The 11,536-nt window shown below is 69.1% G+C and carries 10 protein-coding genes; 6 read left to right on the forward strand and 4 right to left on the reverse strand.

Annotated elements, in window-relative coordinates:
* Positions 1-124 precede the first annotated feature (124 nt).
* Genes ODI_RS13280 through ODI_RS13295 form a run of 4 tightly spaced genes read left to right on the forward strand, consistent with a single transcriptional unit; the run spans position 125 to position 5,237 of the window.
* On the forward strand, positions 125-1,156 hold the full coding sequence (locus tag ODI_RS13280; protein WP_067751129.1) for an HlyD family efflux transporter periplasmic adaptor subunit: 1,032 nt from the start codon (positions 125-127) through the stop codon (positions 1,154-1,156).
* Positions 1,153-2,952 carry an ATP-binding cassette domain-containing protein gene (locus ODI_RS13285; protein ID WP_067751131.1) on the forward strand — a complete coding sequence of 600 codons (1,800 nt, stop codon included), beginning with the start codon at positions 1,153-1,155 and terminating at the stop codon, positions 2,950-2,952. Before ODI_RS13280 ends, ODI_RS13285 begins: the two co-directional genes overlap by 4 nt.
* Positions 2,949-4,103, forward strand: a complete 1,155-nt coding sequence (locus tag ODI_RS13290) for an ABC transporter permease (protein ID WP_067751134.1) — start codon at positions 2,949-2,951, stop codon at positions 4,101-4,103. Before ODI_RS13285 ends, ODI_RS13290 begins: the two co-directional genes overlap by 4 nt.
* Before the next feature lie 15 nt (positions 4,104-4,118).
* Entirely contained in the window at positions 4,119-5,237 is a 1,119-nt protein-coding gene (locus ODI_RS13295) for an ABC transporter permease (protein WP_067751135.1), read from the forward strand.
* A gap of 42 nt (positions 5,238-5,279) precedes the next feature.
* Here the strand turns inward: ODI_RS13295 and ODI_RS13300 are convergent, their stop codons facing one another.
* A complete protein-coding gene (locus ODI_RS13300; protein ID WP_067751137.1) occupies positions 5,280-5,873 on the reverse strand; it encodes a biotin transporter BioY in 594 nt (197 codons plus the stop codon).
* A 115-nt stretch (positions 5,874-5,988) separates the two neighbouring features.
* Positions 5,989-7,302, reverse strand: a complete 1,314-nt coding sequence (ptsJ, locus tag ODI_RS13305; protein ID WP_067751140.1) for a MocR-like B6 salvage transcription factor PtsJ — start codon at positions 7,300-7,302, stop codon at positions 5,989-5,991.
* A 76-nt stretch (positions 7,303-7,378) separates the two neighbouring features.
* Between ptsJ and ODI_RS13310 the strand changes: the two genes are divergently transcribed.
* Positions 7,379-8,164 carry a YggS family pyridoxal phosphate-dependent enzyme gene (locus ODI_RS13310; protein WP_067751142.1) on the forward strand — a complete coding sequence of 262 codons (786 nt, stop codon included), beginning with the start codon at positions 7,379-7,381 and terminating at the stop codon, positions 8,162-8,164.
* Complete coding sequence (locus ODI_RS13315) at positions 8,161-8,862, forward strand: glutamine amidotransferase (protein ID WP_067751151.1); 702 nt, start codon at positions 8,161-8,163, stop codon at positions 8,860-8,862. Before ODI_RS13310 ends, ODI_RS13315 begins: the two co-directional genes overlap by 4 nt.
* On the opposite strand, the gene ODI_RS13320 is transcribed toward ODI_RS13315, so the two are convergent.
* Both ODI_RS13320 and exaC read right to left on the reverse strand, forming a co-directional pair.
* Complete coding sequence (locus tag ODI_RS13320; RefSeq protein ID WP_067751153.1) at positions 8,859-9,878, reverse strand: hypothetical protein; 1,020 nt, start codon at positions 9,876-9,878, stop codon at positions 8,859-8,861. The two genes, ODI_RS13315 and ODI_RS13320, sit on opposite strands and share 4 nt — an antisense overlap.
* A gap of 115 nt (positions 9,879-9,993) precedes the next feature.
* A complete protein-coding gene (gene exaC, locus ODI_RS13325) occupies positions 9,994-11,520 on the reverse strand; it encodes an acetaldehyde dehydrogenase ExaC (RefSeq protein WP_067751156.1) in 1,527 nt (508 codons plus the stop codon).
* Positions 11,521-11,536 lie beyond the last annotated feature (16 nt).

Below are 11,536 nucleotides of genomic sequence, written 5' to 3' on the forward strand. Positions count from 1 at the left end.
TCTGGAGAAGAGAGTGGCTTAGCATAATTCAAATTCAGATTTGAATTAAATCCTGCGAACCGCACCCCGCTGCCTGGCACTCCGGCCATCCAGCACGTGCCCCCTTACGGCAGACGCGCGCCCCATGAAGAAAACCGCCGCCCTTCTCGTCCTGGCCCTGGTCATCGCCGCAGGCGTCTGGTACGCCCTGCGCCCTGCCCCCGACACCGGCACGCTGACGCTTTATGGCAATGTCGACATCCGCCAGATTTCCCTGGCCTTCGACGGCAGCGACCGCGTGGCGAAGATGAACGTGGAGGAAGGCGACGCGGTGCGCGCCGGCCAGGTCGTGGCCGAACTCGACACCCGCACGCTGGCCTTGCAGATCCGGCAGGCCGAGGCGCAGGCAGCCGCCAGCGAGCAGGCGGCGCTGCGGCTCACCAACGGCACCCGGCCCGAGGAAATCGCCCAGGCCCAAGCCCAGGTGGCCTCCGCCCAGGCCGATGCTGACCTGGCCAGCCAGCAACTGAAGCGCCTGCGCGGCATCGCCAACAGCACGGGCGGGCGCGGCGTCAGCCAGCAGGACGTGGACAATGCCGCCTCGCGCCAGCGCGTGGCGCAGGCGCAGCTGGAAGACCGCCGCAAATCCCTGGACCTCGCCCGCATCGGACCGCGCCAGGAAGACATCGCCCAGGCCGAGGCCGAACGCGACGCGGCGCGCGCCCAACTGGCGCTGCTGCGCCATCAGCTGGACCTGGCGCAACTGAAGGCGCCGCGCGACGCCATCGTGCGGGCCCGCCTGCTGGAACCCGGCGACATGGCCTCGCCGCAACGTCCCGCCTATACGCTGGCCCTGACCGATCCCAAGTGGATCCGCGCCTATGTGAACGAGCCCGAACTCGGCAAGCTGCGCCTGGGCATGACGGCCAGCGTGCTCACCGACAGCCACCCCGGCGAGCCCGTGGCCGGCCGCGTCGGCTACATCTCGTCGGTGGCCGAGTTCACGCCCAAGAGCGTGCAGACCGAAGACCTGCGCACCAGCCTGGTCTATGAAATCCGCGTGCACGTGGACGACCCGCAAGACCGGCTGCGCCTGGGCATGCCCGCCACGTTGCGGCTCGACCTGACGCAGCAGCCGCGGCAGGACGGCGCCCCCGCCACGAGCCCCGCCCCATGAACCAGGCGCTGGCGATCGACGCCGCCGGCATCGGCAAGCGCTTCGTCGTCAAGGAGTCTGGCCAGGTCGTGCAGGCGCTGGACGACGTGTCGCTGCAGGTGCCCGCCGGCGCGCTCACTGCGCTGGTCGGCCCTGACGGCGCGGGCAAGACCACCTTCCTGCGGCTGGTTGCCGGCCTGATGACACCCCAGCAAGGCACCCTGCGCGTGCTGAACGAGGACGTGATCGCGCAGCCCCAGCGCATCCAGGACCGCATCAGCTACATGCCGCAGCGCTTCGGCCTCTATGAAGACCTGAGCGTGCAGGAAAACCTGGACCTCTATGCCGACCTGCACGGCGTGCCCGCCGACGTGCGCCGCGGGCGCTACGACAAGCTGCTGGCGATGACCGACCTGGCGCGCTTCACCAGCCGGCCCGCAGGCAAGTTATCCGGCGGCATGAAGCAGAAACTGGGGCTGGCCTGCACGCTGGTGCGCTCGCCCGAACTGCTGCTGCTGGACGAGCCCACCGTGGGCGTCGACCCGCTGTCGCGCCGCGAACTGTGGGAGATCGTCAGCCAGTTGATCGACGAAGAGAATCTGTCGGTCATCGTGGCCACGGCCTACCTGGACGAGGCGGAACGCTGCGCGCGGGTCTATGTGCTGCACGAAGGCAGGCTGCTGGCCGCGGGCGACCCCGCCGCCATCGCCCGGCACGCCCACGGCCGCTGCTTCGTGGCCACGCCCGCCGACGGCGAGCCCGCCCGCGAACTGCAGGCCCGCCTGCTGGACGACACCGCCCACATCATCGACGCGGTGCCGCAAGGCGGCGAGGTCCGGCTGATCCGCGGCGATGACACCGCCGCCCTGCCGGCCTTGCGCGGCGCGGTCTTGCGGCCAGTGCCCGAAAGGCTGGAAGACGGCTTCATGGTGCTGTTGCGCGCCCGCCAGGAAGACGCCGACAGCGGCGCCGTGGACGATCCGGGCATGCAAGCCGGAGAGGACACGGCCCAGGACGCCCTGCCAACGGACCCGGACGACGAGGCGCTGGCCCTGGACCGCCCCGCCATCGAGGTTCGCGACCTCGTGCGCAAATTCGGCGATTTCACGGCGGTCGATCGCACCACCTTCTCCGTCAGCCGGGGCGAGATATTCGGCCTGCTCGGCCCGAACGGCGCGGGCAAGACCACCACCTTCCGCATGCTGTGCGGCCTCTTGCCCGCCAGCGGCGGCCACGCCCAGGTGGCCGGCATGGACTTGCGCACGGCGCGCGCGCGGGCGCGCCGCCATATCGGCTACGTCTCGCAGAAATTCGCGCTGTACGGCAACCTGACGGCGATGGAAAACCTGCGTTTCTTCGGCGGCGCCTATGGCCTGCGCGGCAAGCGCCTGGCCCGGCGCATCGACACGGTGCTCACGCAGTTCGGCCTGCATGGCCACGAGAACGCCCCCGCCGGCCAGTTGCCGGGCGGCACCAAGCAGCGCCTGGCCATGGCCGTGGGACTGCTGCACGAACCCGACATCCTGTTCCTGGACGAGCCCACCAGCGGCGCCGATCCGCTGGCGCGGCGGCGCTTCTGGCGCAGCATCACCGCGCTGGCCGACACCGGCACCACCATCGTCATCACCACGCACTTCATGGAAGAAGCGGAATACTGCGACCGCATCGTGATCCAGGATGCCGGCAAGCTGCTGGCGCTGGGCACGCCCGCAGAGGTCAGGCAGCAGGCCGGCGAAACGCCCGACGCGCGGCTGGACATGGAGCAGGCCTTCATCGGCATCGTCGAACAGGGCCGCCGCGCCAGGGAGGCCGCATGAGCGCCGCCCCCCATGCCGGCGACAATGCCGCACGCGGCTTCTGGCGACGCCTGGTCTCGCTGACGCGCAAGGAGTTCCGGCAACTGCTGCGCGACCGCAGCAACCTGCTCATCGGCATCGGCCTGCCCATCGTGCTCATCCTGATCTTCGGCTACGGGCTGTCGCTGGACGTGAAGCGCGCGGACCTCGCCGTGGCGATGGAGGACGTCTCGCCCGATGCGCGCGACGTGGTCTCGGGCCTGCAAGGCTCAAGCTATCTGCGCGTGCTGCCCGCCCGCTCACTGGCGCAAGCCAAGGCCATGATGGACCGGCACGAGGTGGATGCGCTGGTGCACGTGCCCAGCGATTTCTCGCGCCGCCTGGCGGCGGGCGACGCGCAACTGCAGGTGCTGACGCAGGGCGGCGACCCCAGCCGCGCGCTCGTCATCCAGGGCTATGTGGACGGCGCCGTCGGCGCCTGGGCCCTGCAACGGGCCGACCGCGAAGGCAGCGCCGCCACGCAGGACGGCGTCCAGGTGGTGGACCGCCTGTGGTTCAACAGCGCCAACAACAGCACCTGGTATCTGGTGCCCGGCCTCATCGTGCTCATCATGACGCTGGTGGGCACCTTCCTGACCGCCCTGGTCATGGCGCGCGAATGGGAGCGCGGCACGCTGGAGTCCCTGTTCGTCACGCCCGTGCACCCGGTCGAGATCCTGGTCGCCAAGATCATCCCCTATTTCTGCGTGGGCCTGCTGGGCCTGGCGCTGTGCCTGGTGGCGGCCCGGCTGCTCTTCGGCGTGCCGCTGCACGGCTCGCTGGGCGTGCTGCTGGTGGCCTCGATGCTCTACATGTTCGTCTCGCTGGGCATCGGCCTGCTGATCTCGGCCTTCACCAAGAACCAGTTCCTGGCCAGCCAGATCGCCATCCTGGCGAGCTTCCTGCCGGCCATGATGCTGTCGGGTTTCGTCTTCGACCTGCGCAACGTGCCCGCGGCGGTGCGCATCATCGGCCACATGCTGCCCGCCACCTATTTCATGGAGCTGGCCAAGTCGCTGTTCCTGGCCGGCAACCAGTGGGGGCTGATCGCGCGCAACTGCGCCATCCTGGCCGCCTATGCCGTCTGCCTGCTGGGCGCCGCGCGCCTGGCCACCCGCAAGAAACTGGATTGAGACCCGGACCGAGCCATGCGTGCCTTCTTCGCTTTCCTCCAGCACCTGGGCAATCTCTGCCACAAGGAATTCCTGGCCATCTTCAAGGACCCGTCCAGCCGCGTGGTGCTGGTGATTCCGCCCATCCTGCAGGCCCTGCTGTTCGGCTATGGCGCCACCTATGACCTCACCAACGTGCCCTATGCCGTGCTGGACCAGAGCCGCGGCGCCTATTCCACCGAGCTCATGGCGCGGCTGGACGGCACCGGCGTCTTCCACCGCGTCGCCACCCTGCAGAGCAGCAGGCAGATCGCCGAGCCCGTCGACGCCGGCGACGCGCTGCTGGTCATCCATATCCCGCCCGACTTCGAACGCAAGCTGACGAGCGGCGAGCCCGCGCCGCTGCAGATCATCCTGGACGGCCGCAACTCCACCACCGCGGGCGCCGCGGCCGGACAGATCCGCACCATCGTCGACGACTTCAACCGCCGCCACGGCATGGGCACGCAATTGCCGGTGAGCGTGACGGCGCGCGCCTGGCACAACCCCAACCTGGAGACGCGCTGGAACATCGTGCCGGGACTCATTGCCTCGCTCAGCATGATGCAGACCATGATGCTGGCGGCGCTGGCCGTGGCGCGCGAACGCGAGCAAGGCACCTTCGACCAGTTGCTGGTCACGCCCTATACCCCGATGATGATCCTGGCGGGCAAGGCCCTGCCGGCCATCGCTATCGGTCTGTTGCAGTCCTCGCTCATCCTGGCGATTGCGCTGTACTGGTTCGCGATACCGCTATCAGGCAACCTGCTGGTGCTGTATGCGGGGCTGACCCTCTTCACCATTGCGGTGGTGGGCATCGGCCTGTCGGTATCGGCACTGTCGGCCAACATGCAGCAGGCCATGCTCTACACCTTCGTGCTGCTGATGCCGCTGGTCCTGCTGTCGGGCCTGGCCACGCCCGTGCGGAACATGCCGGAGGCGTTGCAGATCGCGACCTACGTGAATCCGCTGCGCTTCGCCATCGACCTGGTGCGGCGGGTCTATCTTGAAGGCGCCTCGTGGTCGCTGGTGTGGCCGGACTTCATTCCGTTCATCGGGATTGCCGCCGTGACGCTGCCGCTGGCAGCCTGGCTGTTCCGGCACAAGCTGGCCTGATGCCCGCGCCGGCGCGCCGCGCCGGCTGCATGCCGCCCGGGTTCAGGCCCAGGCGGACGCGCGCGTGCGCAAGGCCAGCACCTTCAGCACCGTGGTGCCCAGCACCGACTTCACCACGCCGCCCAGCAGGAACGGCAGGATGCCATGCAGCCAGGCTTTCGTGGGGCCGATGGCCGCGGCCAGCCAGATGCCACCCAGCAACAGGCACACCACGTGACCCAGCAGGAACGCCGCCAGGGCCCAGAGGGCGCGCTCGCCATTCCAGCCGCGCTGGACCAGCCAGCCCACCAGGCCGGCAGCCAGCGGGAAAGCCACCAGATAACCGCCCGTCGGGCCGACGAAATGACGCACGCCGCCTCCGCCGTTGGACAGCAGCGGCAAGCCTGTCGCGGCCAGCACCAGCCACGTGATGACGACGATCATGCCCAGCCGCCAGCCCAGCAGCGCGCCGGCCAGCAACACGGCCAGGGTCTGCAGGGTCATGGGCACCGGCACCATCGGCACCGTCGCATAGGACGACAGGACCAAGGCGACAAAGGTCAGGACAAGCGCGACGGCGTGAACCAGCGGGGAGCGGCCTTTCAACCAGTAGTTGCGGGGAGCGGGCAGCGGCGGACGCTCGGAGATCGAATTCATGGAGGCTCCAGGGAAGAGAATCGCAGCGTAACACTGCCGTGTGCGGGCCTGGCGCCGCCCGCTGGCCTTGCCGCCCGCTGCGATGCGCCGATGCGACACCGGAACGAACCCAGGTTCAGGCGGCGGCCTGCAAGGCGTCCAGGCACGCACGCAGATCCCGCGCAAAGCGCGCGGCGCGGGCAGGTGCGAGTTCCGCCACCGTCACGCGGATGGCCTGCACCGGTGTATCCACGCAAAAACTGTCGGCCACCCGCACCAGCCAACCCAGCCGGGCCAGCCGCTCGGCCACGTCACGGCCCGCCACGGGCAGCGGCACCCACACGTTCAGGCCATCGCCGCGCGACCACGACGCAATGCCTTGCGCGCGCAAGGCATCGGCCAGCGTGCGCCGCCGTTGGGCGTAATCCTCGCGCGCCTCGCCGACCCGCCGGCTGTCCTCGGGCGAGGACAACAGCACGTGCGCCATGTCCTGCAGCACATGGCTGACCCAGACATTGCCCGGAGCCAGCCGCAGCCGCAGGCGGCGCGATGTTTCCGCGTCGCTGGCCACCACCGCCAGGCGCAGGTCGGGACCATGGCATTTCGACAGCGTGCGCACCAGCGCCCAATGCGCTGTCGCAGGGGCGATCAGGCTGCGGTAGGGCGTCGCGGACAGCGGCCCGAAATGATCGTCCTCGATGAGCAGCGCTTGCGGAAAGTCCGCCAGCACGCGGCGCAAGGCCTTGGCGCGCGCAGGGCTGAAACTCGCGCCCGTCGGGTTGTGCGCGCGCGGCGTGCAGATCACCGCGCGCACGCCCTGCGCCAGCGAGTCGACCAGCGCCTCGGGCCGCAAGCCTTCCTCGTCCACCGGCACGCCCACCGGCACCAGCCCGACATGCCGCAAGGTGTTGAGGCTGCCAAGAAAGCACGGATCCTCCACCGCCACCTTGTCGCCCGGCGCCAGCCAGGCCGCCAGCAGACGCTCCACCGCGTCCACCGCGCCATGGCACAGGTCCAGCGCGTAGCCCGCGGGCGGATCATCGTCCAGCCAGGCGCGTGCGCTGTCGGCCAGGTCCGCATTCAGCGTGGGTTCGCCGTACAGGCGCGGCACGGCGGCCACGGCCCGGCACACGCGCGCCATGTCGGGCAACCAGGCCGTCGCGGGATTGCCGCTGGCCAGATCCGTCAGCGGTGACCCGGGCAGGCTGCCCTCCTGTTCGCCCGGCCCCTGGGCAGGCCGGATCGAGGTGCCGTGCCGGCCCTGCGTGATGGCGATGCCGGCGCTGACCAGCCGCTTGTAGGCGGCGGCCACCGTGTTGCGGTTGACACCCAAGGCCACGGCCAGCTCGCGCACGGGCGGCAGCGCCTGGCCGGGCTCGATGACGCGCGCCTGCACCTGGTCGCGGATGCTGTCGAAGATGCCGGCCGCGGTTTCGCCTTGTATTCTCATTTTGTCCTATGACAATGTACAATCTGACCCAAGCCGATAGTACACCGGCCCCCCTGCCGTTTTCTCCAGGACTTCCATGGCTGGCGACACCCCCTACCCCACCGCCCTGACCGTCGCGGACTTCCAGCGCAATCTTGCGCAGGTGCGCGCGCGCATCCAGGCCGCCTGCGAACGCGTAGGCCGCGATCCCGCCCAGGTGCGCCTGCTGCCCGTCAGCAAGACGGTCGAAGAAGCCCGCATCCGCCTGGCCTATGCCGCCGGTTGCCGCGAACTGGGCGAGAACAAGCCGCAAGAGGCAGACCGCAAGTGGGAGGCCATGGGCGACCTGGCCGATCTGCGCTGGGTCGTGATCGGCCATCTGCAGACCAACAAGGCCAAGCTGGTGGCGCGCTGCGCCAGCGAATTCCAGGCCCTGGACAGCCCGCGCGTGGCCGAGGCGCTGGACCGCAGGCTGCAGGCGCTGGGGCGCGGGCTGGACGTGCTGGTGCAGGTGAACACCTCGGGCGAAGCCAGCAAGTTCGGACTGGCGCCCGAGGAGGTGGCGGGCTTCCTGAAGCAACTGCCCGCGTATTCGTCGCTGCGCGTGCGCGGGCTGATGACGCTGGCCGTGCTGTCGGCCGACGCCGCGCGCGTGCGGCCGTGTTTCGGCCGCCTGCGCACCTTGCGAGAACACCTGCGCCAGACGGCGCCCGCCGGCATCGTCCTCGATGAACTGTCCATGGGCATGTCGGGCGACTTCACGCTCGCCATCGAGGAAGGCGCCACGACCGTGCGCGTGGGCCAGGCCATCTTCGGCGCGCGCGCCCTGCCCGACCATCACTACTGGCCCGAATCCTCTTCCGACCGGGAATCCACGGCATGAAGACCGCCCTGGTGCTGCGCCACCTCCATTTCGAAGACCTGGGCACCTTCGCCCCCGTGCTGCAGGCGCAGGGATACGCCCTGCGCTACATCGATCCGGGCGTGGACGACCTGGCCGGGATCGATGCCTTGCAGCCCGATCTGCTGGTGGTCCTGGGCGGCCCTATCGGTGCCTTCGATGACGACCGATACCCCTTCCTGGCCGCCGACCTGACGCTGGTGCGCCAGCGGCTGGCAGCCCGCCTGCCCATCCTGGGCATCTGCCTGGGCGCGCAACTGATGGCGCGGGCGCTGGGGGCTCGCGTGGCATCGATGGGGGTGAAGGAGATCGGCTATGCGCCGCTGACGCTGACGCCGGAAGGCCGGGCCTCGCCGCTGGCCGCCCTGGCGGGCGTGCCCGTGCTGCACTGGCATGGCGACCGCTACGAGATTCCCGACGGCGCCATCCGCCTCGCATCGACCCCGGTCTGCGACAACCAGGCCTTCGCGCTGGGCGCGCATGCACTGGGCCTGCAATGCCATCTGGAAGCGGATGCCGCGCGGATCGAGCGCTGGCTGGTGGGACATGCCTGCGAACTGGAAGGCGCGGGCATCGATCCGCGCGCCTTGCGCGAGGCGGCGCGCCAGGCCCAGGCCACGCTGCCCGACGCCGCGCGCCGCTGCCTGTCGGCCTGGCTGGCGGCGCTGGAAACGGCCTAGCCGCCCAGCGGACGCCAGAACGTGATGACGGGCCGCCAGGACCAACCGCTGCCCGTCACGCACTGGATGAACGGTCCCTTCAGCTCGCTGTCCCGATAACGGAACGTGTGCTCGGGGCGCACCGTCCAGCCCAATGAGGGATGGTAGTTAAGCCCGATGTCCACCTTGTGCGAGTGTTCCGCGATCGTGACGCCGCGGAACAGCGCAATGCGCGCGCTCAGGCCCGTCACCCCCTTGTCCTTGTCGCGCAGCATCGTGGTTTCGACCACGCGCACCACGTTCCGCGCGTCATCGAATTCCAGCTCCACGCGCTTCACCTTGCTGGCGAACGTCATGCCGCCCGGGCGTGCCCAGCGCGCGTGATCCAGCACCCAGGTCAGCACATAGCGGCCCTTCTCGGTCTGCGAGACCTGCATGGGCACATCGAGTCCATTCACCGCCAGCAGACGCGCCCGCAACTGCGTGGCGTCCAACACCGGCGTGCCCGGTGCTGGCTTGACCGTGCCGGCCCAGGCCGCGCCACGGAACATGAAGATGCCCAGGAAAAAGGCATACCCCAGGATGCCCAGCGCCACCCCGCCGGGATGCTGGTCCAGCGCCCGGGCGACGGGATTCGGGTCGGGGTTGGCCTGGAGAAACGGCAGCGCGGCCACCTGCGTATCCAGCGCCGCGCGGTCCGGCGCGACGACGTGCACCAGCCATCCCTCCACCGGCAGCAACAGGCCCACGCCGCCCTCCCTCAGGCGATAGCGCGTCACGGCCAGGGTCGAGGAATAGGAAGACGTCTCCAGCGAATCGCGCTCGGCATCCGCGGCATCGCGCGCCTCGGCCTGCGACGCATAACGGCGCGCCACGGCCTGCCCCTGCCCCACGTTGCGCGGCGTCAGCCACGCTTCGCCTGGACCTTCATCGACCAGCAGATAGGGACCGGGTCCGGCGGCTCCTACATAGATCGCTGCGCCGATGGGCATCACGATGGCCAGGATCAGGGCGATGAACAACAACAGGAAACGCATCGGCGTGCACGGCGCGCCCGCCGCTCGGGCACGGCACGCCGCAGGGGAGTCTGGGAAGGCGCCAGTGTAGAGGCGCCCTCCGCAGGCGGATGCTACCGCTTGTGTCGCAAGGACATCAGAAGAAACCCAGCGCGTTCGGGCTGTAGCTCACCAGCAGGCACTTGGTCTGCTGGTAGTTCGACAAGGCCATCTTGTGCGTCTCGCGGCCGATGCCCGACTGCTTGTAGCCGCCGAAAGCCGCGTGGGCCGGATAGAGGTGATAGCAGTTGGTCCACACCCGGCCCGCCTGGATGCCGCGTCCCACCCGATAGGCCCGCGCACCATCGCGGCTCCACACCCCCGCGCCCAGGCCATAGAAGGTGTCGTTGGCGATCTCGATGGCCTCGGCTTCGTCCTTGAATTTTGTTACCGCCGCCACCGGCCCGAAGATCTCCTCCTGGAAGATGCGCATGTCGTTCTTGCCAAGCAGCATCGTCGGGCTGATGTAATAGCCCTGGTCCAGGCCCCCTTTCAGCGCATTGCGCGCCCCGCCGGTCAGGCATTGCGCGCCCTCTTGGCGGCCCACGTCGATGTAGGACAGGATCTTGTCCATCTGCGCCTGCGAGACCTGCGCGCCGACCATGGTCTGCTTGTCCAGCGGATTGCCCGTCTTGATCGCGGACACGCGCGCCACCGCCTTCTCGATGAACGCGTCGTAGATCGATTCCTGGATCAGGATGCGCGAGGGGCAGGTGCAGACCTCGCCCTGGTTCAGCGCGAACATCGACAGGCCTTCCAGCGCCTTGTCCAGGAAGGCATCGTCGTGATCCATCACGTCGTCGAAGAAGATGTTCGGGCTCTTGCCGCCCAGCTCCACCGTGGCGGGGATCAGGTTGTCGGCCGCGGCATGCAGGATCTGCTTGCCCACCGGCGTGGAGCCCGTGAAGGCGATCTTGGCGATGCGCTTGCTGGTCGCCAGCGCGTGGCCGGCCTCCTTGCCATAGCCCGTCACCACGTTGACCACGCCCGGCGGCAGCAGGTCGCCGATCAGCTCCATCAACACCATGATGGATGCGGGCGTCTGCTCGGCGGGCTTCAGGACCACCGTGCAGCCGGCGGCCAGCGCCGGCGCCAGCTTCCACGCGGCCATGAGCAGCGGGAAATTCCACGGGATGATCTGCCCGACGACGCCGACGGGCTCGTGGAAGTGATAGGCCACGGTATGCGCATCGATCTCGGAAATGCCGCCCTCCTGCGCGCGGATGCAGCCCGCGAAATAACGGAAGTGGTCGACCGCCAGCGGCAGGTCGGCCGCCGTCGTCTCGCGCAGCGGCTTGCCGTTGTCGATGGATTCGGCCACGGCTAGCAGCGGCAGGTTTTGCTCGATGCGGTCGGCGATGCGCAGCAGCAGGTTGCCGCGCTCGGCGGGCGAGGTCTCGGCCCAGCCCTGGCGCGCCCGGTGCGCGGCGTCCAGGGCCAGCTCGATGTCGGCGGCGTCCGAGCGGGACACCTTGCAGAAGGCCTTGCCGGTGATGGGCGACAGGTTCTCGAAATACTGGCCGCCCTTGGGCGGTACCCACTCGCCGCCGATGTAGTTCTGGTATTGCTCCTTGAAGGGGTACTCGACGTCCAGGCCAAGTTTCTTCAGATCCGACAAATCCATGGCTGTCTCCTTGATG

It is taken from the genome of Orrella dioscoreae, from assembly GCF_900089455.2.
Lineage (GTDB): Bacteria > Pseudomonadota > Gammaproteobacteria > Burkholderiales > Burkholderiaceae_B > Orrella > Orrella dioscoreae.

Coding starts and splice junctions, on each gene's coding strand:
- ODI_RS13280 (WP_067751129.1), top strand. CDS start 125: ATGAAGAAAACCGCCGCCCTTCTCGTCCTGGCCCTGGTCATCGCCGCA.
- ODI_RS13285 (WP_067751131.1), top strand. CDS start 1,153: ATGAACCAGGCGCTGGCGATCGACGCCGCCGGCATCGGCAAGCGCTTC.
- ODI_RS13290 (WP_067751134.1), top strand. CDS start 2,949: ATGAGCGCCGCCCCCCATGCCGGCGACAATGCCGCACGCGGCTTCTGG.
- ODI_RS13295 (WP_067751135.1), top strand. CDS start 4,119: ATGCGTGCCTTCTTCGCTTTCCTCCAGCACCTGGGCAATCTCTGCCAC.
- ODI_RS13300 (WP_067751137.1), bottom strand. CDS start 5,873: ATGAATTCGATCTCCGAGCGTCCGCCGCTGCCCGCTCCCCGCAACTAC.
- ptsJ (WP_067751140.1), bottom strand. CDS start 7,302: ATGAGAATACAAGGCGAAACCGCGGCCGGCATCTTCGACAGCATCCGC.
- ODI_RS13310 (WP_067751142.1), top strand. CDS start 7,379: ATGGCTGGCGACACCCCCTACCCCACCGCCCTGACCGTCGCGGACTTC.
- ODI_RS13315 (WP_067751151.1), top strand. CDS start 8,161: ATGAAGACCGCCCTGGTGCTGCGCCACCTCCATTTCGAAGACCTGGGC.
- ODI_RS13320 (WP_067751153.1), bottom strand. CDS start 9,878: ATGCGTTTCCTGTTGTTGTTCATCGCCCTGATCCTGGCCATCGTGATG.
- exaC (WP_067751156.1), bottom strand. CDS start 11,520: ATGGATTTGTCGGATCTGAAGAAACTTGGCCTGGACGTCGAGTACCCC.